The sequence below is a fragment of the Pseudomonas sp. G11-1 genome (assembly GCF_024031555.1).
Taxonomy (GTDB): Bacteria; Pseudomonadota; Gammaproteobacteria; order Pseudomonadales; family Pseudomonadaceae; genus Halopseudomonas; species Halopseudomonas bauzanensis.
On record NZ_QEYQ01000001.1, the window covers coordinates 897,532 to 917,643 of the forward strand.

A 20,112-nucleotide genomic window follows, 5' to 3' on the forward strand; every position below is an offset into this window, starting at 1 on the left:
GGCTCTCGGCTTTGCTCAGTTTTGCGTCATGCTGGCCCTGGCATTCTGCGCCATTCGGCTGCTGCTAGGGCCCACGGCGCAGGACCGGATCCTGGCCCTGGATTCGCTGTGGATGGCCGCCATGCTGTTTATTCTGCTGCTGGGTATCCGCTTTTCCAGCATGGTGTATTTCGAGGCGGCACTGGTGATCGCCCTGCTCGGCTTCGTGTCGTCTATCGCCCTGGCCAAGTTCCTCATTCGCGGGGAGATCATCGAGTGAGCGAATTACTGACCGCCTCCATGACCGATCTGAGCCCCTGGCTAGCGATACCCGTGGCACTGCTGCTAGTCCTCGGCGGACTGATCACCCTTATCGGCGCCCTGGGATTGCTGCGCCTGCCGAATTTCTTTCAGCGGATCCATGGCCCGGCGGTGTTCATTACCGTGGGGACCGGCTGCTTCCTGATCGCCTCCATGCTCTACTTCAGTGGCACCGAGGAACGGCCGGTCGTTCATGAACTGCTGATCACCGCCTTCGTACTGCTCACCGCGCCGGTCACCTCGATGCTGCTGATGCGCGCCGCGGTGTATCGCAACCTGCGCGCGCGCAATGCACGCAACGGCGCCAGTTCGACTGATGCCTACCAATTCCCGGATGATGAGTAACACCACGACCCGTGGGCACCATCATCCAGGCGCCGCTCCAATGAAAAAGCCTGCAGGATTTTGCCAAAAGCTCGATCAGATGGCGTAGTCTGGACTTGCCGCCATGCAGCTCTTGCGGATATCCGAGTCAATGAAGAGGAACAGGCTTATGCAAATTCAAGTTCATTGTGACAACCATACCGAAGGCAGCGCCCGGTTGGTGGAATGGGTAACGGACAGCGTAACCAGCAAGCTGGGGCGCTTTGATGAAAACTTGACCCGCATTGTGGTGCATATCAACGATGAGAACGGCGAAAAGGCCGGCGCCCATGACAAGCGCTGCCAGATCGAGGCGCGGCCAAAGGGGCAGCAACCCATTTCGGTCAGCCACAAGGCCGACTCGATAAACCTCGCCGTCGACGGTGCCGTCGAAAAACTGCACGCCTCTCTCACCAGTCTGTTCGGCAAGCTGCGCAGCAAACGCGCTGGGCTACAGACCGCACCCGCCACAGCCGATCCGGATGTCCAGGACGCGCTGATGGAAGAGGACTTCGACGAAGACGAGCAGGCGCGGAACGTCTGAGATTATCGGGCAGCACGATCATCGATTCCACACGGCGGCGCCTGAATCGGCGCCGCAGCACGGAACCTCAGAATATCAGGGTGTGTCTTCCAGCGTAGGACTGGCTGCAATGGCCATGCCCGGCATCACCAGACTGGCGAAGCGGAATATGTTCATGCCCTGTCGCGCCACCGCCATCGGGCCACCGTGGCCCGCCGCCAGCTTGCCAAGGATCAACCCCGCCACTGCCGAGCCGGCCACCCACCATAGCGGTGAAATGCGCCGTATGGCTGCGCGTCGTTCCCGGGCATCCAGCTTGAGCAAGCTGAACTCGACGGCGAGCTGCTCATCCAGTTCTTGAATCTGACTTATCAGCTTCTTGCGGTCCACTGGCTTCCTCCTTCAGTGTTTTCAGCTGTCGGCTGGTCGCTGGAAATGACAGGCTCTTCGAGTACTTCTTGCAATTGATCGCCATGATCCCCAAGGCCGCCAGCTGCACGATGATGAACATTACTATCCCCCAGGCGACCGAGCCACTCCAGGCGAACACCAGCCAGCCCAGCAACACGGACAGCCCGATCCAGGCAAGCAACAGCAAGGGCACCATGGCCAACGCCAGCCCCACCAGCTTGCCCGAATCAGCAGCAGCAAGCCGTAATTCGAGCGCCGCCAGCCGAACCAGATCGCCACCCGCCAGGGCCGCGTGTTCCAGCCACGCCAGAGAGGATTTCAGTTCATCCTTGAGCGGCTGCCGGGGCTGCTCCTGCCCCCCGGCATCGCCGCTTTCCGGACGGTTCTCTCCGGGAGTGCCCGTCATTTTCTGGACATCATCTGGGATACGAGAAAGCCCGCTGCGAAGGCGATACCCAAGGTAGCCAGCGGCTTGTCATGAAGGTAACTGTTGGCGTGATCGCATAGCTCACCGGCCTTGTCCTTGCCTTTCATGAGCTGACCTTCAGCATCATGCTTCCAATCCATCCCGGCGGATTCGGCGGCATGCTTGAAGTGTTCCTTGGCTTCCATCAGCTTGCTGTAAGCGGCTGCTACCGCTTCCTTGCCGGAGTCGATTTCCTGTTTTTTGCTGACCTGGTCCTGATTTGAAACGGGTCCGTTTTTGTCAACAGCAGTCATATTCGTGTGCTCCTTGATAGCTTCGGATAAGTCGATGTTCAGCACACCGACACAATACTTGACCCGGGGCCCGGCGGCTTGTTCCCCCTTTTTTACGGTTTCGCTATCAGACGCTCAGGGTTCGCCAACCAGCCAATCCATGCGCCAGTCACCGGCGCCGGACTGGGCGAACTGACCTGCCATCTGCGGCAGCACCTGCTCCAGCTCCTCCCATAGCGGCCAGGGCGGGTTGACCAGCATCAATCCCGAGCCGTTGAGCCCCAGGGAGGTGTCGGCGGGCCGCACATTGAGCTCGACCCGCAACACCTTGGGCAACTGAGCGGTGCCGATCTGCCGATAGAAGTCACGTAACAGGCGCTGGTCCTTGATCGGATACCAGAGCGCGATGACCGTCTGGCGCATGCGCTGGATGCCCTGCTCCATGGCTTGCAGACAGCGCTGCAGGTCATCGCCTTTCTCGAAGGGCGGGTCGAGCAGCCACAGCGCACGTTTCTCCGCCACCGGCAGGAAAGCCTTGGCCAATTCGTAACCGTCACGCTGGTGCACTGCGATACGCGGCTCCTCGGCAAAGTGCGCCTTCAGGGTCTGGGCATCCTCGGGATGCAGCTCACTGAGGATCATCCGGTCGTGCTCGCGCAGGGTATCGGCTACCAACTGCGGTGAACCAGGGTACAAACGCAGCTCACCGTCTGGATTGTGCCGCGCTACGGCATCCCGGTAATCGGCGAGCAGCCCGGGCAGGTCATCCTGTGCCCACAGCCGGCCGATGCCATCGCGATATTCCCCGGTACGCTCCGCCGCTTCGCCCTGCAGATCGTACAACGCCGTCCCGGCGTGGCTGTCCAGATAGCACAACGGCGCGTCTTTGCGCTGCATCAGGGTGACCATGCGCAGCAGAATGGCATGTTTGAGGACATCGGCATGGTTGCCGGCGTGGAAGCTGTGACGGTAATTCATGAGGGGGTTCCTGAACGGCAGAACGCGCATCTTAGCGGAATGTGAAATGAAAGGCGTGTCCGGCAAGGCGGAGGAGTGCCTGTGCTTACCGGCAGGGCTTGCACAAAACCTACCCCTGCTGACTGGTGGGCGTTACCCGCAGCACCTCTTCGATGGTGGTCAGCCCCGCCGCCACTTTCTGCGCTCCCGACAGACGCAGGCTGTGCATACCCTCCCGGTAGGCCTGGCGGCGCAGGGCGTTGAGGTCGATGTCGGTCTGCACCAGGGGTTTGAGGCTATCGGTCAGCGGCATCAGCTCATATACCCCGGCCCGTCCACGATAGCCGGTTTCCCGGCATTCCGGGCAGCCCACGGGCCGATGCGCCCGGGTCGGCAATGGCGAGTTCCAGGGTTTGGTCAGTTCCTGCCAATCCGTCTCGTCGATCTCCACCGGCTCCTTGCAATGCGGACACAGCGTACGCACCAGCCGCTGGGCCATGACCCCCAGCACCGTGGCCTTGATCAGGTAGGCCGGCACACCCAGCTCGACCAGCCGGCTCACCGAGCTGGGCGCATCGTTGGTATGCAGGGTGGACAACACCAGGTGACCGGTCAGCGCCGCCTGGATCGCCATTTCCGCGGTCTCCAGATCACGGATCTCGCCAATCATGATGATGTCCGGGTCCTGGCGCATCAGTGCCCGTATACCGCTGGCAAAGGTCAGCTCGATGTTGTGCTGCACCTGCATCTGGTTGAAGCTGTCCTCGACCATCTCGATCGGATCTTCGATGGTGCAGACATTCACCTCCGGCGTGGCCAGCTGCTTGAGGGTGGTGTACAGCGTGGTGGTCTTGCCCGACCCGGTCGGGCCGGTGACCAGCACGATGCCGTTGGGCTGTTGCACCATGCCCTGCCAACGGCGCTGGTCCTCGGCGGAAAAACCCAACTGATCGAAACTGCGCAGCAGCACGTCGGGATCGAAGATACGCATCACCATCTTCTCGCCGAAGGCGGTTGGCAGGGTGGACAGTCGCAGTTCAATCTCGTTGCCCTGGGGTGACTTGGTCTTGACCCGGCCGTCCTGCGGCTTGCGCTTCTCCGCCACGTTCATCCGGCCCAGGGTTTTCAGCCGGCTGACCACCGCTACCGCGACCTGCAGCGGAAACTGATAGACCGTATGCAGCACACCATCGATGCGCAGCCGCACGCTGCCGTTCTCGCGGCGCGGCTCGATATGGATATCACTGGCCCGCTGCTCGAAGGCGTACTGGAACAGCCAGTCGACGATGTTGACCACGTGGGCGTCGTTGGCGTCCGGCTCCTGGCTCATGTTGCCCAGATTGAGCAGCTGCTCGAAGTTGCCGATCGAGCTGTTCTTCTGATCGGTGGCATTGGCACCGTGGACCGAGCGGGCCAACCGATAGAATTCCGCTGAATAGCGCTGGATATCCGCCGGGCTGGCGACCACCCGACGGATATCGCGCTTGAGGACATGTACCAGATCCGCTTCCCAGCCGCGCATGAACGGCTGGGCGCTGGCCACGGTGACCTCCCGCTCGTTGATGTCCACGGCGAGAATGCCGTGGCGCCGGGCGAAGGCAAAGGACATCAGCGGGGTGACGGCCGAGACATTGATCTTCAACGGATCGATGCGATAGAAGGCTTGGCCCGATTCGCCGGCCAGCCAGCGAGTCAGCGAATCCAGATCCAGCGGTTTGCCGGGGCGCAGCAGGTCATCCGGCGCCTGGCTGGCGATGAACTCCAGCGGGTGCAGCCGGGCAGTGTCGCCGGTTGCCGCCCGGCGCAGGCTGCTCAGGTGCTCGGCGCTGTCCAGCCCCAACCGCCCCTGCGCCGCCAGCGCCTTGAGAATATCCGTCAGATCCAGCAGTCGATCGCTACCGGGGATTGCCAGATCGGCCAGATGCATCATCCCTGTTCATCTCCCTGTCGTTCTATCGTTGCCGGTACCGTCTCAGCTATTGAGCTCGCGCCAGGCATTCAGTTTGCGCAGCCGCTGCCCCTGCTTGCGCAGAGCCGTAAGTAGCGCCGGGCGTAGTTCCTCATCGACCAGCGGGTATTGCTCCAGCAACGCCTGCAACTTGTTCAGTTCACCGAACAGCCGATCCGGCTCCGGCGTCTCCAGTTGATCACGAAAGTGCGCCAGCAGAAAGTGCAGCCGATTCAGCCGCGGCTGTTGATCCATCCACTCGCTGACATCCGAATCCGGGTCATTGTGATGCGGTACGCGCAACTCCTGAATCTCCCGCGCCACCGCCGCCAACAGCCAGCGCGGCAGCGCCAGGTCGCCGACCCGCTCACCACGCGGCGGGCGGTTGGTCTTCCACCCGGCGGTGTGCAGCCACAGGGCCAGACCGATGAACAACTGCCCCCACTGAGGATCGGCCACCGCCTGCTCGAATGCCTGGGGCGCCTGCTCCCGTGCATTGCGGCCATCCTCGTCATCTGCCCAGCCCGACAGAACCAGGGGCCGCCAATGGCTGATGAGCTGATCCAATGCCGGCGTGAAGGGCTGAGCCGTGCTGCGTGGCAGCGCCAGATCGAATACACCAAAGAAGGCGCGCAGACTGGTCAGGTTGGTCAGCAATTCACGGAACAGCTTCCATTGACCACTGAACCGGTACTGCTCAGCCAGCCGCTGAGTGTGTCCAAGCAACTGCCAGCCGGCAACGGCGATTACCTGGTCTACCGGGGTATCGGCCGACCAGTCATGGGCATCGAGTCGCAGGTCGTAGCTGGCCGGGTCAAACAGTCGGTAACCGCGCTCGGCCTTGCTGATATCGCAAGGCATCAGGGCGATATCCTCCGCCAGGGCAGCGGCCAGCTCCAGCAGTGCCGCCGCCGGGCCGCTGCGCAGCTCCAGTTCCAGCTCGCAGATCGGCTCTTCACGACCGTCCGCGATGACCATACCCTGATCCAGCGCGGCTTCCACCTCCACGCTTTCACCGTCACGCTCCCAGTGCAGCATGGCCTTGGTGCGCTTGAAGTCGGTAGTGAATACCGGTAGCAGATTCAGCTTGTCCAGCGGGGCGAGACTGGCCGGCCAGCAGCTGTCATCGAGCAGAGTCAGGTCAAGCGCCGCTGCCCCCACGGTCCAGTCCCATTCGCTGCGCTCGGACAACCCGGCAACACTCTGGCCGCTGCTTTTCAAGGTCTGGATAAACTGCTCGCCATCACGGCGCACCCGCAACGCCACACGCGCTGCCGCCAGCTCCCGGCTGGCGGTGTCATAGTACTGGTTGTACAGGGTACTGGTGGTCCATTCGCCCTGCAGACGTTCCTGCAACAGGGGATGATTGCGCAGCGCCGACAGCGCGTCGGGACTGATGCGCAGTTTGATTTCTGTTTCCTGAGCCATACTCTGTCTCTGATGATGTTGCCTTGTGACCGCTGGGAGGCTAATTGCGGCAAATATGTGTCAATTGGGTGACCACTTGCTCTGCCATGATTATAATCCGCTCCCAGACATGCCTCGGAGTTTTCCCATGCCCAACAATCCTTTCATGAATCTGTTCGGTCGTTCACCCATCGGCCCGATGCAACGGCACATGGTGAAGGCACATGAGTGCGCGTCCTGTCTTATCCCCTTCGTCGATGCCCTGATGGCGGAAGACTGGGTCGAAGCAGAGCGCGTCCAGCAAAAGATCTGCGAGCTGGAGCGAGAAGCCGACCAGATGAAGAAGGATGTCCGGGTTCATCTGCCCAACAGCCTGTTTCTCTCGGTTCCGCGCTCGGATCTGCTGGAGTTGCTGAGTGTACAGGACAAAGTCGCCAACCGCGCCAAGGATGTGGCCGGTTTGATGCTGGGCCGCAAGATGAAGATTCATCCCGAGGTGCAGCCGCAGTTCCGTCGCTTCGTCGAACGTTCCGTCGAAGCCGCCACCCAGGCCCTGCGGGCCATGGAGGAGTTGAGCGACCTGATGGAAACCAGTTTCGCCGGCCGCGAGAGGAAGCTCATGGAGAAGCTGATCACCGAGCTGGAGCACATCGAGCATGACACGGATGAAATGCAGATCAAATTGCGGGCCGAGCTGTATAAACGCGAGTCCGTATTACCCCCTGTCGACGTCATGTTCACCTACCAGATCATCGAATGGATCGGTGATGTGGCTGACCGGGCCGAACGTGTAGGCAATCGCCTGGAAATCCTCATGGCCCGTTGACGGGCCATCATCTGTCAACATCCAACAGAGCTTCTCTTATGACTCTTATCGCAGAATATGGCACCATTTTGCTGGTGCTGGCCTGTCTATTCGGCTTTTTCATGGCTTGGGGCGTGGGCGCCAACGACGTGGCCAATGCCATGGGCACCTCGGTGGGCTCCCGCGCCCTGACGATCAAGCAGGCCATCATCATTGCCATGGTCTTCGAGTTCCTGGGAGCCTATCTGGCTGGCGGCTCGGTTACCCAGACGATTCGCAGCGGTATTGTCGATTCCTCAATGATTACGCCGGACCAGATGATCTTCGGCATGCTGGCCGCCCTGCTGGCCGCCGGCACCTGGCTGCTGATTGCCTCCCTCAAGGGCTGGCCGGTCTCCACCACCCACTCAATCATCGGCGCGGTGATTGGCTTTGCGGCGGTGGGTGTGTCCGTGGAAGCGGTACACTGGGCTGGGGTAGTGCCTATCGTATCCAGCTGGATTATTTCCCCGCTGCTGGCCGGTAGCATCTCCTTCATGATCTTCGTCACCGTGCATAAGCTGATCCTGGATACCGACGAACCATTCGCCAACGCCAAGCGCTATATCCCGCTTTACATGTTCGCGGTGGGCTTCATCATCGCGATGATGACCCTGACCAAGGGCCTCAAGCATGTCGGTCTGAACCTCTCGGTCCTGGAGAGCTTTGGCCTGGCAGTACTGTCGGGTGTCATGGTCACCGTTATCGGTGTGGCGCTGATGAGCCGTATCAAGGATGAGTCTTCCGGCAAGTCCCACCTCAACAGCGTTGAGCGGGTCTTCGCCATCCTGATGATCTTCACCGCCTGCGCCATGGCTTTCGCCCACGGCTCCAATGACGTGGCCAATGCCGTAGGTCCGCTGGCCGCCATTGCTGGCGTGCTGCAATCGGGTGAGATTCATGCGCAATCGACTGTGCCCGGCTGGGTGCTGTTGTTGGGTGCGCTCGGCATCGTGGTGGGTCTGGCGACCTACGGCTACCGGGTGATCGCCACCATCGGCAGGCACATCACCGAGCTGACACCCAGCCGCGGGTTTGCCGCCGAACTGGCCGCGGCCTCCACCGTCGTCGGCGCTTCCGGCCTCGGCCTGCCGGTATCAACTACCCACACCCTGGTCGGTGCGATTCTCGGGGTTGGCATGGCGCGCGGTATCGCCGCCCTCAACCTGCGTGTGATCGGCACCATCTTTACCTCTTGGGTCGTGACCCTGCCTGCCGGGGCTATTCTGTCGATCATTTACTTCCTGATCTTCTCGGCCATTTTCAGCTGACGCCCCTGCCTGGCTGACGTAAGCTGTCCATTCAGCTGACGTCAGCCAGGAGTCTGTCATGCCCCTCCCCTCGCTCAAGGCGCAATTTGCCGCCCTGCTGCAAACCCCCTCCATCAGTTGCACCCAGCCAGAACATGACCAGTCCAACCTGGCGGTGATCCATCTGCTCAGCGACTGGCTGAGCGAGCTTGGCTTCGAGTGCACCATTCAGCCAGTCGCCGGCGCGCCGGACAAGGCCAACCTGATCGCCAGTCTGGGTAGCGGGCCGGGCGGACTGGTGCTGGCCGGGCATACCGACACCGTGCCCTGCAATCCCGAGCGCTGGCAGTATGATCCCTTTGCCCTGACCGAAGCGGACGGACGCTGGTACGGGCTGGGCAGCTGTGACATGAAAGGTTTTTTCCCGCTGATTATCGAGGCGGTTCGTTCGCTGCTGGAGCAGCCGCTGCAACGCCCCTTGATCATCCTGGCCACCGCCGACGAGGAAAGCGCCATGGGTGGGGCCCAGGCGCTGGTGGCGGATGACCTGCTCGGCGCCCGCCACGCACTGATCGGCGAGCCAACCGGGCTGAAACCGATCCGCGTGCACAAGGGCATACTGATGGAGCGCGTGGATATCATCGGCCAGGCCGGGCATTCCTCCGATCCATCTTTGGGACGCAATGCCATCGAGGCCATGCATCAGGTGATCAACGAGTTGCTGGCACTGCGCAGCAGCTGGCAGCAACAGTGGACCAACCCGCTGTTCAGCGTACCCACGCCGACCCTGAATCTGGGTTGCATTCACGGTGGTGACAATCCCAACCGCATCTGTGGCCGCTGCGCCCTGGAGTTCGACCTGCGCCCGCTGCCCGGCATGGACCCGGATGCCTTGCGCGCCACCATCGATCAGCGCCTGAAGACCGTCGCCGAAGCCCACCAGGTGCAGATCGATTACCAGCCGCTGTTTCCCGGCGTCCCGCCGATGGACACGCCCGCCACTGCCGAGATCGTCCGCGCCTGTGAGCAACTCACCGGCTACAGCGCTGGCAGTGTCGCCTTTGCCACTGAAGGCCCCTACCTGAACCAGCTCGGCCTGCAGACCATCATCCTCGGCCCCGGTGACATCGCCCAGGCGCATCAGCCGGATGAGTTCCTGGCGACAGACCGGATCGCACCGACGGTGGAATTGTTGAAGCAGTTGATTGGACGGTTTTGTCTGTAGGCAGCTTTCCCTCTCCCTCGCCGCGCCCCGACCCTCTCCCGCAAGGGAGAGGGGAACCCTTACCTACCGAAACAACGGCTCATCAAAACTGCGCAGCTTGCGCGAATGCAGGCTGTGCAGTTGGCCACGCAGCAGATCCAGCGCGGCGATGCCGATGTGCAGGTGCTGGGTGACGGCGCGCTCGTAGAAGGCGCCGGCGGCGCCGGGAAGCTTGAGTTCGCTGTGCAGCGGCTTGTCCGAGACGCACAGCAGCGTGCCGTAGGGCACCCGCAGACGGTAGCCCTGGGCGGCGATGGTGCCGCTTTCCATATCCACGGCTACAGCGCGGGACAGATTGATCAGAGGACGCTCCTGGGCCCAGCGCAATTCCCAGTTGCGGTCGTCATAAGTGAGGATGGTGCCAGTGCGCAGGCGCCGTTTCAGCGCATCGCCCTTGTCACCGGTGACCTGCGCGGCGGCATCCTGCAGGGCCTGCTGCACCTCGGCCAGCGCTGGCAGCGGTATGTTCGGCGGCAACACCCGGTCGAGAATACCGTCGCGGCGCATATAGGCGTGGGCCAGTACATAGTCGCCAATGGTCTGCGATTGGCGCAGCCCCCCGCAATGGCCGATCATCAGCCAGCAATGCGGACGCAGCACCGCCAAATGGTCGGTGATGTTCTTGGCGTTGGACGGGCCGACACCAATATTGACCAGCGTAATGCCGTCCCCATCGGCTGCTTGCAGGTGATAGGCGGGCATCTGGTATTTGTGCCAGACCACGCTGTCGAGTACCGACTGCATTTCCCCTTCGGCCATGCCGCGTTCGACCACTACGTTACCCGGCAGCACCATACGACAGAACCGCGAGTCGGCGAGCAGCATATCCAGCCCGTGGCGGATGAACTGATCCACATAGCGGTGGTAGTTGGTCAGCAGAATCCAGGGCTGCACGTCACGCCAGTCGCTGCCCGTGTAATGCACCAGCCGGCGCAGGGAGAAATCTGTCCGCGCCGCGTCGAACAGCGCCAGTGGCAGCGGATCGCTCCGCTCCCAGTCGACCAGACCATCAGCGATGCCATCGGTGGCGGCAGCCAGGTCGGTACTGGGAAATACCCGAGCCAGCTCGGCGGCCGTCACACCCGAGCCGGCCAACTCATCGCCCTGCTCTACCACATAGGGATAGGGAATCGCCTGCAGACTGACGCCTACTTCCAACTGCACGTTGAACTCGCTGGTCAGCGGGCGCAGTTGCTGCAACAAATAACTGCGAAAGGCCTTGGGGTGGGTGATGGTCGCGCTGTAGGTGCCCGGCACCTGCACCTTGGCCCAGGCACGGACGCTGGTCGGCGCCGGATCGCTGCCGGTCCAGGTCAGGCGCAGCTCGGGATAGCGGAACAACCGCAGCTGCTCCGCGGTCGGCCGGGTGCGGTCCCGCAGATACTCTTTCAATGAACGGCTCAATGCGCCTACCGCCTGCTCGTACAGAGCGGACAGCTGGTCGACAGCCTCTTCGGGGGTCTGCACAACGATGAATTTTTCGGTACCTGGATGCACGGCTTTCTCTCTTTTGTCTCACTGTCAGGTAGGGGCTGAGCCCCGACATCTTGCCCGCATTCCATTCGCAACGGCAATTCCGGCCCCGCGCTATTGAAGAGCAGGGCTGAATATCTCAAACTGGCGTTTTTCACGGAACAGTCGCATGTCCGATTACGTCAAATGGTTCCGCCACTCCACACCCTACATCAACACCCACCGCGATCGCACCTTCGTCGTGTTGTTGCCGGGTGAGGCCATCGCGCACCCGAACTTCAACAACATAGTCAACGACATCATGCTGCTCAACAGTCTTGGGGTGCGGCTGGTGCTGGTGCACGGTTCACGCCCCCAGATCGAGGACCGGCTTGGCGCGCGGGGACTCAGTTCACGCTATCACCAGGATCTGCGGATCACCGACAGCGACACCCTGGGCTGCGTGATGGACGCCGTGGGCAGCCTGCGCATCGCCATCGAGGCTCGACTGTGCACGCTTGCCGGTCAGGGTAGTCGCCTGCGCGTGGTCAGTGGCAACTTCGTCACCGCCAAGCCAATCGGCGTGATTGACGGTGTGGACCTGCACCATACCGGCGAAGTACGCCGGATCGATCGCAAGGCGATCAGCCGCCATCTGGACGACGAATCCATCGTGCTGCTGTCCTCCATTGGCTATTCACCGACCGGCGAAGTATTCAATCTGGCCTGCGAAGACGTGGCCACCAGCGCCGCCAGTGCCCTGGAGGCTGACAAGCTCATTCTGTTCGGCCCCGATACCGGCATTTTCGATGCCGAAGGGCGGCTGCTGCGTGAACTCAAGCCCAGCCGCGCCCAGTCATTACTGGCGGCGCTCGGCAACAGCCTACCGGGCTCGTTGCTGACCGCCGCCTGCAAGGCCTGCAATGCCGGTCTGCGGCGCAGCCATATCATCAGTTATGCCGAAGATGGCGCCATGCTCACCGAGCTGTTCACCCGTGACGGCGGCGGTACCCTGGTCACCCAGGAGCCGTTCGAGAAGATCCGCACCGCAACCATCGAGGATGTGGCCGGCCTGCTGGAATTGCTGCACCCGCTGGAAGAAGCCGGCGTTCTGGTGCGCCGCTCCCGCGAGGTGCTGGAGACCGAGATCAACCAGTTCACCCTGGTCGAGCGCGATGGCACCATCATTGGTTGCGCCGCCCTGTACCCGCTGGATGAACACAGCGCCGAACTGGCCTGCGTCGCAATTCACCCGGACTACCGCCATGGCGGGCGGGGTGATCAGTTGCTCGAACATATCGAGACCCAGGCCCGGGCGCGGTCGCTGACCACGCTGTTCGTGCTCACCACCCGTACCGCACACTGGTTTCGCGAACGCGGCTTTGAGCCCAGCTCGGTGGCACGCCTGCCCCAGCAGCGCGCGTCGCTGTACAACTATCAGCGCAATTCGAAGGTATTCGAGAAGAGCCTGTAACACCCGGGCGGTCCGAACATCGGCTCGTACCTTGTGTACCTGCAGATTACACGCTCCCGACCGGCCCCGCTCATCGAGCTGGTGCTCGACGCCCCCAGGGCTCCGCCTGGCGGGCGGGGCTGCAGGGGCGACGGCAAATTGATATGCTAGGCGCATCCTGCATCACCGTATAACGAGACAACATCACATGCCTGATTATCGTTCCAAGACGTCCACCCACGGTCGCAACATGGCCGGTGCCCGCGCCCTGTGGCGCGCTACCGGTATGAAAGATGAAGACTTCAAGAAGCCGATCATCGCCATCGCCAACTCCTTCACCCAGTTCGTGCCCGGGCACGTGCACCTGAAGGACATGGGTCAGTTGGTCGCTCGCGAGATTGAGAAGGCCGGTGGTGTAGCCAAGGAATTCAATACAATCGCGGTGGACGACGGTATCGCCATGGGCCATGACGGCATGCTGTACTCCCTGCCCAGCCGCGAGATCATCGCCGACTCGGTGGAATACATGGTCAATGCGCATTGCGCTGATGCCATCGTCTGCATCTCCAACTGCGACAAGATCACCCCCGGCATGCTGATGGCCGCCCTGCGCCTGAACATCCCCGTGGTGTTCGTCTCCGGTGGCCCGATGGAAGCCGGCAAGACCAAGTTGGCCAGTCATGGCCTGGATCTGGTCGATGCCATGGTGGTAGCCGCCGATGACAGTGCCTCCGACGAGAAGGTCGCCGAATACGAGCGCAGCGCCTGCCCGACCTGCGGCAGTTGCTCAGGCATGTTCACCGCCAACTCGATGAACTGTCTGACAGAAGCCCTCGGGCTGTCGCTGCCCGGCAACGGCTCGATGCTGGCTACCCATGCCGACCGCGAGCAGCTGTTCCTGCGCGCCGGCCGCCTGGCGGTGGAGCTGTGCAAACGCTACTACCAGGACAATGATGAATCTGTTCTGCCGCGCAATGTTGCCAATATCAAGGCGTTCGAGAATGCCATGACCCTGGATATCGCCATGGGCGGCTCGACCAATACCATCCTGCACCTGCTGGCCGCAGCCCAGGAGGGCGAGGTTGATTTCGACCTGCGTGATATCGATGCCCTGTCGCGTAAGGTGCCGCAGCTGTGCAAGGTAGCGCCGAACATCCAGAAATATCACATGGAAGATGTACACCGCGCCGGTGGCGTGTTCTCCATTCTCGGCGCGCTGGCCCGCGGCGGTCTGCTGCACACCGAAGTACCCACCGTTCACAGCCCGAGCATGGCCGAGGCTATCGCCCAGTGGGATATCACCCAGACCAGCGATGCAGAAGTGCATGAGTTCTTCAAAGCGGGTCCGGCCGGCATTCCGACCCAGACCGCCTTCAGCCAGAACACCCGCTGGCCGAGTCTGGATGATGACCGGGAAAACGGCTGCATCCGCTCGGTCGAGCATGCCTATTCCCAGGAAGGTGGTCTGGCCGTACTGTATGGCAACATCGCGCTGGATGGCTGCGTGGTGAAGACCGCTGGCGTCGACGAATCGATTCTGGTGTTCGAAGGACGTGCGAAGATCTTCGAGAGTCAGGACAGCGCGGTACGCGGTATTCTCGCCGACGAGGTGAAAGCCGGCGATATCGTCATCATCCGTTACGAAGGCCCCAAGGGCGGCCCGGGCATGCAGGAAATGCTTTACCCGACCAGTTACCTGAAATCCAAGGGCCTGGGCAAGGAATGCGCCTTGCTGACCGACGGTCGCTTCTCCGGCGGTACCTCCGGCCTGTCCATCGGCCATGCCTCGCCGGAAGCCGCGGCGGGTGGCGCCATCGGGCTGGTACGCGACGGCGACAAGGTCCTTATCGATATTCCCAACCGCACCATCAATCTGCTGGTGAGCGATGAGGAACTGTCACATCGCCGTATCGAACAGGACAAGAAGGGCTGGAAGCCCGTGGAAACCCGTCCACGCAAGGTGACCACAGCGCTCAAGGCCTACGCCCTGCTCGCTACCAGTGCCGACAAAGGCGCGGTGCGTAACAAGGCGATGCTGGAAGACTGATCACTGGAAGACGCTGAGCGAATCCCGGCGGGAGTACGTTTACTCCGCCCGGGCTTCGTTCAGTTCCTGCAGCGCTTCGGTCAGTTTGCCCTCACGCTTTTCGATCTTGTCCTTATCCCCGTCGCGGATGGCTTCGGCCAGATCTTCCCGGCGCTCCGCCACCTCCGCCTCACTTTCGGCGATACGCTGTTTTCGCTCGGCAGCCAGCCCTTCCTCGGTGCAATGGTCGCGCACTTCCTTCAGCGCTTTATTCAGGCCCCGCACCTGCCCCTGATTATTCGCGGCTTCAGCCCGCTGCAGGCGCTCCATGATGCGCTGTTCCTTGTCGGCACAGGTTTCGTGACCCGCCGCCGGGGTACCTGCGTGAACCGGCAAGGACAGCAACAGGGCTACCAGTAAAGTCTTCTTCATCAGCATTACTCCGTATGTATGACACCTGCCATCAGCATAGACAATCCAGCGACAGCGCGAGCCTTGCAGGCAAGCGATCAGTCGCTGGTCGAGGGGACCCAGGTTTCGAAGCGGAAAGCGGGTGTGGTTTCCCCAGCGGCGTGGGCTTCACTCTCAACCAATTGCCAACCAGTGAATTCCGGAAAGAACGCATCCCCCGCCACCGTCAGGTCGATCCGGGTCAGGTAGATACGTGCGGCCAGTGGTAACGCCTCGGCATAGAGCTGGCCCCCACCAATCAACATGATTTCATCCACACCTTGCTCCCGCGCCCACTGATCGGCCCGGGCGATGGCAGCGGCCAGACTGGCGAACACCTCCGCGCCCTCGAGCTGCAGACCGGCCTGACGGCTGATTACCAGATTGAGCCGGCCCGGCAAGGGCCGCCCCAGAGAATCCCAGGTCTTGCGACCCATGATGATGGGTTTGCCCAGGGTGGTCTGCTTGAAGTGTTTGAGGTCCGCTGGCAGATGCCAGGGCATGCGGTTGTCCAGCCCGATTACACGATCATGTGCGCAGGCGGCAATCAGGGAAAGCGGAAGATGGTTTTTCATCGGCGCAGAATACCTTTCCGCGTCCCGGGCGGCAATGTCAGCTGGCTGCTTCCAAATGGTCATGCAAGGCGACGAACTGCTGGGTCAACTTGTGCCTGGGGTCCAGGTGCACCAGCGGCAAGCAGGCCTGGTGCGATTCGCGCATCTTCACCGAACTAGACAGGTATACCGGCAGAATCGGCAGACCTTCTTCCAGTAGCTCGGCAACCATCTGTTGTGGCAATGCCGCCCGCGGCTGGAATTGGTTGACGATAATACCCTCAACCTCCAGGCGCTCATTATGATCGTCGCGGATATCGTCAATTTCTTCCAGCAGGGCATATAGCGCCTGGCGGGAGAAACTGTCGCAGTCGAACGGGACCAGGCAACGGTCGGCGGCGATCAACGCCGAGATGGAGTAGAAGTTCAGCGCTGGCGGGGTATCGATATAGATACGCTCGTAGTCACCGTCGAGCTTGTCCAGCAGCCGGTTGAGCTTGTTGATCTTGTGTTTGGCCTCCAGCTTGGGCTGCAGGTCTGCCAGTTCCGGTGATGCGGTAATCAGATGCAGATTGGGATAGGCGGTTGCCAGGATCTGCGGTCTGGCTTTCTTCGCGGCAATGCCCGAGGAGAGGATCAGGTGAAAGAACTCGGCAATGCCGGTGGGAATGTCAGCGCCGGTCAGCCCCGTCAGGTACTGGCTGGAGTTGGCCTGGGCATCTAGGTCAATAAGCAGTGTTCGATAGCCCTGGGCGGCGCTGATCGCCGCCAGGTTGCAGGCAATGCTGGATTTGCCGACACCGCCCTTCTGGTTGAAGATGACCCTGCGCATTGCCGCTCCCCATTTCCATATATAAGCCGATTAAGCATATGACGAAATTGTTGCAATACGATGACAGGTGCCACCCGCCCCGGCATCACACCGCCACGGGCGCCTTGATGTGCGGATGGGATTGATAGCCTTCCAGGGTGAAGTCATCGAAGCTGAAGGCAAACAGGTCCTTGACCTCGGGGTTGAGTCGCATCGTCGGTAATGGATAGGGCTCGCGGCTCAACTGCAGATCCGTCTGCTCGATATGGTTGGCATACAGATGGCAGTCGCCGCCGGTCCAGATGAACTCACCGGGCTGCAGATCGCAGACCTGTGCCACCATCAGGGTCAACAAAGCGTAGCTGGCGATATTGAAGGGTACGCCGAGGAAGATGTCCGCCGAGCGCTGATATAACTGACAACTGAGCTTGCCGTCGGCCACGTAGAACTGGAACAGCGCATGGCACGGCGGCAGCGCCATCTCATCCACCAGCGCCGGATTCCAGGCCGAGACGATCAGCCGGCGGGAATCGGGGTTGGTCTTGATCATCTGGATCAGCTTGCTGATCTGGTCGATCGACTCGCCGTTGGGCGCCGGCCAGCTACGCCACTGGTAGCCGTAGACCGGTCCCAGATCACCGTTTTCATCGGCCCATTCGTCCCAGATGGAGACGCCATTTTCCTTCAGGTAGCGGATATTGGTATCGCCCTGCAGGAACCACAACAGTTCATGCACGATGGATTTCAGATGGCATTTCTTGGTGGTCACCATGGGAAAGCCGTCGGCCAGATCAAAGCGCATCTGATGGCCGAACACGCTCCAGGTGCCCGTGCCGGTACGATCGCTCTTGAAGGTGCCGGTATCGCGCACCCGGCGCATCAGCTCAAGATACTGTTTCATGCCTTGCATCCTCTTTGCGGTAGGCCCACCACATCAGGGCGGCGCCGGCCAGAATCATGGGTATACACAGCAGCTGACCCATGGTCAGCCAGCCAAAGGCCAGATAGCCGAGGTGAGCATCCGGCTCACGAACAAATTCGACGATGAAGCGAAACACGCCGTAGCAGATGCCGAACAAGCCGCTGACCGCCATGGTCGGGCGCGGCTTGCGCGAGTAGATCCACAGGATGGTGAACAGCGCCACGCCTTCCAGGGCGAACTGGTACAGCTGAGACGGGTGCCGCGCCAGTTGCGCCGGGTCGGTGGGAAACACCATGGCCCAGGGCACATCCGTCGCCCTGCCCCACAGCTCGGCATTGATGAAGTTGCCGATGCGCCCCGCGCCCAGACCGATAGGCACCAGCGGCGCAATGAAGTCCATCAACTGGAAGAAGCTCTTGTGGTGACGATGGGAAAACCACAGCACCGCCAACAGCACCCCGACCAGACCGCCATGGAAAGACATGCCGCCCTTCCAGATCTGCAGCACCAGCGAGGGGTCATTCAGATACGCAGCCAGATCGTAGAACAGTACATACCCCAGGCGCCCCCCGGCGATCACCCCGAGCGCCACCCAGAACACCAGATCGGACAGGGTGTCCCCGGTCCAATTCGGGTCGAAGCGCTTGAGGCGGCGGCTGGCCAGATACCAGGCGCCACCGATACCAACCAGATACATCAGGCCGTACCAATGGATCTGCAGCGGCCCCAGGGACAGGGCAACCGGATCGATCTGCGGATAAGTCAGCATGGGATTCCCCAGGTCAGAGCAGAAAATTGATGCCTACGGCTACCAGCAACAGGGCAAAGAGTCGCTTGAGCAGGCGTTGTGACAGCCGGTGGGCCAGACGTGCACCGTATCCGGCAAAGAATATACTGGTCGCCGCGATGCCGACCAGTGCCGGCAGGTAGACATACCCCAGGCTCCATTCCGGCAAGGGCGTGGCCGACCAGCCGGTCCAGATGAAGCTCGCGGCGCCCGCCAGGGCAATCGGCATGCCGCAGGCCGCCGAGGTAGCCACCGCCTGCTGCATGGGTACGCTGCGCCAGACCAGGAACGGCACGGTCAGCGAACCGCCGCCGATACCGAAAATACTCGAGGCCCAGCCGATCACGCCGCCGGCGATGGTCAGCGCCGGTTTGCCCGGCTCGCCGAGGGCGGCCTTCGGCTTGAGTTCGAATGCCATCTGGATGGCCACGCAGATAGCGAATACACCAATGATCTTCTGCAGCAGCGGGCCGGTGATGGCCGAGGCGGTCAGCGCGCCCAGCACGGCGCCGAAGACGATGCCCAGCGCCAACCAGAGGAACAATGGCCAGCGCACCGCGCCCAGCTTGTGGTGCGCCCGCACTGAATTGACCGAGGTGAAGGCAATAGTCGCCAGGGACGTACCCACGGCCATATGGGTCAGCACCTCGGGAGCGAAGCCCTGCAGGGCGAAACTGTAGACCAGTACCGGGACGATGATCATGCCGCCGCCGACGCCGAACAAACCGGCCAATACCCCGGCACAGGCGCCCAGTACCAGATATATGACAAACTCCATCATTGCTCCCCAGGATACGCCGCGCTTTGGGGCGGCGGCACAATCCGCTAGTGTAACGAAAACCGCCCCCGCCCGCTGCCCCGGATCGCAGGAGACGCTCCATGTGCGAGCCGGTACACTGGACCAAGGAAAACGCTGAACCATCAGGAGTCGACCATGTGTCTGATCGCTTTCGCCTGGCAGTTGTCGGGCCGACCGTTGGTGTTGCTCGGCAACCGCGACGAATTCCATCCCCGGCCCACGCGGGCCGCCACGTTCTGGAACGAGGAAGGCCACCCAGAGCTGCTGGCGGGCAAGGATCTGCAGGCCGGAGGCACCTGGCTCGGCGTGACCCGCGGCGGCCGCTTCGCCGCGCTGACCAATATCCGCTCGCCCCAGGCCGGACCCGGCCCGCGCTCACGGGGCAGCCTGGTGCTCGATTATCTGACCGGGGACATGAGTCCGGGCGATTATCTGCAGAGCCTGGCCGGCGATCTGGATGATTACGCCGGCTTCAATCTGCTGGTCGGTACACCCGAGCAGCTCTGGCATCTCAACAGTCAGGAAGGGTCGGCGAGCGCGCTGGCGCCCGGTCTCTATGGGCTATCCAATGCATCGCTGAACAGCCCCTGGCCGAAGCTGCAGAGCCTGCGCCAAGGATTGGAAGCCAACCTCGATAGCGACAGCAACAGCTTGCTGGCGCTGCTCAGCGACACACAGGAGTATCCGGATGGGCAGTTACCCGATAGCGGCGTCAGTTTGGAATGGGAGCGCCGATTGTCGGCGACCTTTATCCTTGGCGCCGACTACGGCACGCGTGCCAGCAGCCTGCTGACTATCGAGGCCGATGACAGCATCACCTTCGTGGAACGGAGCTTCGGTCCGGCAGGTGCGGACCTGGGTGAATCGAGCTGGAAACTCTAAGGTAACCGGT

General features: G+C 61.8%; 22 protein-coding genes. 9 read left to right on the top strand and 13 right to left on the bottom strand.

The window, feature by feature from the left end; genetic code table 11:
• Positions 1 to 28 precede the first annotated feature (28 nt).
• The 3 genes from DHB74_RS04170 to DHB74_RS04180 all read left to right on the top strand — a co-directional run bounded on the left by DHB74_RS04170 (position 29) and on the right by DHB74_RS04180 (position 1,207).
• Positions 29 to 259: a K+/H+ antiporter subunit F gene (locus tag DHB74_RS04170; RefSeq protein WP_407920267.1), complete on the top strand. Its 231-nt coding sequence runs from the start codon at positions 29 to 31 to the stop codon at positions 257 to 259.
• A complete protein-coding gene (gene mnhG / locus DHB74_RS04175; protein ID WP_235818220.1) occupies positions 256 to 645 on the top strand; it encodes a monovalent cation/H(+) antiporter subunit G in 390 nt (129 codons plus the stop codon). Before DHB74_RS04170 ends, mnhG begins: the two co-directional genes overlap by 4 nt.
• Before the next feature lie 148 nt (positions 646 to 793).
• Positions 794 to 1,207, top strand: coding sequence for an HPF/RaiA family ribosome-associated protein (locus tag DHB74_RS04180; protein WP_036989261.1), 414 nt, complete (start codon positions 794 to 796; stop codon positions 1,205 to 1,207).
• A 75-nt stretch (positions 1,208 to 1,282) separates the two neighbouring features.
• On the opposite strand, the gene DHB74_RS04185 is transcribed toward DHB74_RS04180, so the two are convergent.
• The 6 genes from DHB74_RS04185 to DHB74_RS04210 all read right to left on the bottom strand — a co-directional run bounded on the left by DHB74_RS04185 (position 1,283) and on the right by DHB74_RS04210 (position 6,629).
• Positions 1,283 to 1,576 carry a hypothetical protein gene (locus DHB74_RS04185; RefSeq protein ID WP_280164710.1) on the bottom strand — a complete coding sequence of 98 codons (294 nt, stop codon included), beginning with the start codon at positions 1,574 to 1,576 and terminating at the stop codon, positions 1,283 to 1,285.
• The gene (locus DHB74_RS04190; protein ID WP_036989260.1) at positions 1,533 to 2,003 is read right to left on the bottom strand and encodes a phage holin family protein; all 471 of its coding nucleotides are present in this window, start codon (positions 2,001 to 2,003) and stop codon (positions 1,533 to 1,535) included. Before DHB74_RS04190 ends, DHB74_RS04185 begins: the two co-directional genes overlap by 44 nt.
• On the bottom strand, positions 2,000 to 2,362 hold the full coding sequence (locus DHB74_RS04195; RefSeq protein WP_036989259.1) for an ElaB/YgaM/YqjD family protein: 363 nt from the start codon (positions 2,360 to 2,362) through the stop codon (positions 2,000 to 2,002). Before DHB74_RS04195 ends, DHB74_RS04190 begins: the two co-directional genes overlap by 4 nt.
• A gap of 69 nt (positions 2,363 to 2,431) precedes the next feature.
• Positions 2,432 to 3,274, bottom strand: coding sequence for a 23S rRNA (adenine(2030)-N(6))-methyltransferase RlmJ (locus DHB74_RS04200; protein WP_036989258.1), 843 nt, complete (start codon positions 3,272 to 3,274; stop codon positions 2,432 to 2,434).
• Positions 3,275 to 3,383: 109 nt separating this feature from the next.
• Positions 3,384 to 5,180 (bottom strand): type IV pilus assembly ATPase TfpB, encoded by a 1,797-nt coding sequence (gene tfpB, locus DHB74_RS04205; RefSeq protein WP_280165691.1) that lies wholly within the window; start codon positions 5,178 to 5,180, stop codon positions 3,384 to 3,386.
• Positions 5,181 to 5,225: 45 nt separating this feature from the next.
• Positions 5,226 to 6,629, bottom strand: coding sequence for a CYTH domain-containing protein (locus tag DHB74_RS04210; RefSeq protein WP_036989257.1), 1,404 nt, complete (start codon positions 6,627 to 6,629; stop codon positions 5,226 to 5,228).
• Between the two features lie 127 nt (positions 6,630 to 6,756).
• On the opposite strand from DHB74_RS04210, the gene DHB74_RS04215 reads away from it, so the two are divergent.
• The 3 genes from DHB74_RS04215 to argE are packed head-to-tail and all read left to right on the top strand — an operon-like array spanning position 6,757 to position 9,927.
• The gene (locus DHB74_RS04215) at positions 6,757 to 7,434 is read left to right on the top strand and encodes a TIGR00153 family protein (protein WP_036989256.1); all 678 of its coding nucleotides are present in this window, start codon (positions 6,757 to 6,759) and stop codon (positions 7,432 to 7,434) included.
• Between the two features lie 38 nt (positions 7,435 to 7,472).
• Positions 7,473 to 8,723, top strand: a complete 1,251-nt coding sequence (locus tag DHB74_RS04220) for an inorganic phosphate transporter (protein WP_074777670.1) — start codon at positions 7,473 to 7,475, stop codon at positions 8,721 to 8,723.
• A 58-nt stretch (positions 8,724 to 8,781) separates the two neighbouring features.
• Positions 8,782 to 9,927 (top strand): acetylornithine deacetylase, encoded by a 1,146-nt coding sequence (argE, locus tag DHB74_RS04225; RefSeq protein WP_036989254.1) that lies wholly within the window; start codon positions 8,782 to 8,784, stop codon positions 9,925 to 9,927.
• Positions 9,928 to 9,990: 63 nt separating this feature from the next.
• Here argE and amn read toward each other — a convergent pair whose 3' ends face one another.
• The gene (amn, locus tag DHB74_RS04230) at positions 9,991 to 11,463 is read right to left on the bottom strand and encodes an AMP nucleosidase (RefSeq protein ID WP_036989253.1); all 1,473 of its coding nucleotides are present in this window, start codon (positions 11,461 to 11,463) and stop codon (positions 9,991 to 9,993) included.
• Positions 11,464 to 11,608: 145 nt separating this feature from the next.
• On the opposite strand from amn, the gene argA reads away from it, so the two are divergent.
• On the top strand, positions 11,609 to 12,892 hold the full coding sequence (gene argA / locus DHB74_RS04235) for an amino-acid N-acetyltransferase (protein ID WP_036989252.1): 1,284 nt from the start codon (positions 11,609 to 11,611) through the stop codon (positions 12,890 to 12,892).
• A 187-nt stretch (positions 12,893 to 13,079) separates the two neighbouring features.
• Positions 13,080 to 14,918, top strand: coding sequence for a dihydroxy-acid dehydratase (gene ilvD / locus DHB74_RS04240; RefSeq protein WP_036989251.1), 1,839 nt, complete (start codon positions 13,080 to 13,082; stop codon positions 14,916 to 14,918).
• Positions 14,919 to 14,957: 39 nt separating this feature from the next.
• Here ilvD and DHB74_RS04245 read toward each other — a convergent pair whose 3' ends face one another.
• From DHB74_RS04245 to DHB74_RS04270, 6 genes are all read right to left on the bottom strand, one after another.
• Positions 14,958 to 15,329 (bottom strand): DUF1090 domain-containing protein, encoded by a 372-nt coding sequence (locus tag DHB74_RS04245; protein WP_036990190.1) that lies wholly within the window; start codon positions 15,327 to 15,329, stop codon positions 14,958 to 14,960.
• 77 nt (positions 15,330 to 15,406) lie between these two features.
• Complete coding sequence (locus DHB74_RS04250; protein WP_083392359.1) at positions 15,407 to 15,922, bottom strand: dihydrofolate reductase; 516 nt, start codon at positions 15,920 to 15,922, stop codon at positions 15,407 to 15,409.
• A gap of 37 nt (positions 15,923 to 15,959) precedes the next feature.
• Positions 15,960 to 16,733, bottom strand: a complete 774-nt coding sequence (locus DHB74_RS04255) for a ParA family protein (RefSeq protein WP_036989249.1) — start codon at positions 16,731 to 16,733, stop codon at positions 15,960 to 15,962.
• 85 nt (positions 16,734 to 16,818) lie between these two features.
• Positions 16,819 to 17,613 carry a thymidylate synthase gene (locus DHB74_RS04260; RefSeq protein ID WP_499160846.1) on the bottom strand — a complete coding sequence of 265 codons (795 nt, stop codon included), beginning with the start codon at positions 17,611 to 17,613 and terminating at the stop codon, positions 16,819 to 16,821.
• Positions 17,597 to 18,403, bottom strand: coding sequence for a prolipoprotein diacylglyceryl transferase (gene lgt / locus DHB74_RS04265; RefSeq protein WP_280164716.1), 807 nt, complete (start codon positions 18,401 to 18,403; stop codon positions 17,597 to 17,599). The genes DHB74_RS04260 and lgt overlap by 17 nt, the downstream gene beginning before the upstream one ends.
• A gap of 13 nt (positions 18,404 to 18,416) precedes the next feature.
• Positions 18,417 to 19,199, bottom strand: coding sequence for a sulfite exporter TauE/SafE family protein (locus DHB74_RS04270; RefSeq protein ID WP_280164717.1), 783 nt, complete (start codon positions 19,197 to 19,199; stop codon positions 18,417 to 18,419).
• Between the two features lie 156 nt (positions 19,200 to 19,355).
• Between DHB74_RS04270 and DHB74_RS04275 the strand changes: the two genes are divergently transcribed.
• Positions 19,356 to 20,102 carry an NRDE family protein gene (locus DHB74_RS04275; RefSeq protein WP_499160847.1) on the top strand — a complete coding sequence of 249 codons (747 nt, stop codon included), beginning with the start codon at positions 19,356 to 19,358 and terminating at the stop codon, positions 20,100 to 20,102.
• Positions 20,103 to 20,112 lie beyond the last annotated feature (10 nt).

What these genes read in the sequence shown, in the direction of transcription:
- DHB74_RS04220 (WP_074777670.1), top strand. Translation starts at nt 7,473, where the DNA reads ATGACTCTTATCGCAGAATATGGCACCATTTTGCTGGTGCTGGCCTGT.
- argA (WP_036989252.1), top strand. Translation starts at nt 11,609, where the DNA reads ATGTCCGATTACGTCAAATGGTTCCGCCACTCCACACCCTACATCAAC.
- DHB74_RS04210 (WP_036989257.1), bottom strand. Translation starts at nt 6,629, where the DNA reads ATGGCTCAGGAAACAGAAATCAAACTGCGCATCAGTCCCGACGCGCTG.
- DHB74_RS04190 (WP_036989260.1), bottom strand. Translation starts at nt 2,003, where the DNA reads ATGACGGGCACTCCCGGAGAGAACCGTCCGGAAAGCGGCGATGCCGGG.
- ilvD (WP_036989251.1), top strand. Translation starts at nt 13,080, where the DNA reads ATGCCTGATTATCGTTCCAAGACGTCCACCCACGGTCGCAACATGGCC.
- DHB74_RS04275 (WP_499160847.1), top strand. Translation starts at nt 19,356, where the DNA reads ATGTGTCTGATCGCTTTCGCCTGGCAGTTGTCGGGCCGACCGTTGGTG.
- tfpB (WP_280165691.1), bottom strand. Translation starts at nt 5,180, where the DNA reads ATGCATCTGGCCGATCTGGCAATCCCCGGTAGCGATCGACTGCTGGAT.
- DHB74_RS04255 (WP_036989249.1), bottom strand. Translation starts at nt 16,733, where the DNA reads ATGCGCAGGGTCATCTTCAACCAGAAGGGCGGTGTCGGCAAATCCAGC.
- DHB74_RS04200 (WP_036989258.1), bottom strand. Translation starts at nt 3,274, where the DNA reads ATGAATTACCGTCACAGCTTCCACGCCGGCAACCATGCCGATGTCCTC.
- DHB74_RS04270 (WP_280164717.1), bottom strand. Translation starts at nt 19,199, where the DNA reads ATGGAGTTTGTCATATATCTGGTACTGGGCGCCTGTGCCGGGGTATTG.
- DHB74_RS04245 (WP_036990190.1), bottom strand. Translation starts at nt 15,329, where the DNA reads ATGAAGAAGACTTTACTGGTAGCCCTGTTGCTGTCCTTGCCGGTTCAC.
- DHB74_RS04180 (WP_036989261.1), top strand. Translation starts at nt 794, where the DNA reads ATGCAAATTCAAGTTCATTGTGACAACCATACCGAAGGCAGCGCCCGG.
- DHB74_RS04250 (WP_083392359.1), bottom strand. Translation starts at nt 15,922, where the DNA reads ATGAAAAACCATCTTCCGCTTTCCCTGATTGCCGCCTGCGCACATGAT.
- argE (WP_036989254.1), top strand. Translation starts at nt 8,782, where the DNA reads ATGCCCCTCCCCTCGCTCAAGGCGCAATTTGCCGCCCTGCTGCAAACC.
- lgt (WP_280164716.1), bottom strand. Translation starts at nt 18,403, where the DNA reads ATGCTGACTTATCCGCAGATCGATCCGGTTGCCCTGTCCCTGGGGCCG.
- DHB74_RS04215 (WP_036989256.1), top strand. Translation starts at nt 6,757, where the DNA reads ATGCCCAACAATCCTTTCATGAATCTGTTCGGTCGTTCACCCATCGGC.
- DHB74_RS04170 (WP_407920267.1), top strand. Translation starts at nt 29, where the DNA reads ATGCTGGCCCTGGCATTCTGCGCCATTCGGCTGCTGCTAGGGCCCACG.
- DHB74_RS04260 (WP_499160846.1), bottom strand. Translation starts at nt 17,613, where the DNA reads ATGAAACAGTATCTTGAGCTGATGCGCCGGGTGCGCGATACCGGCACC.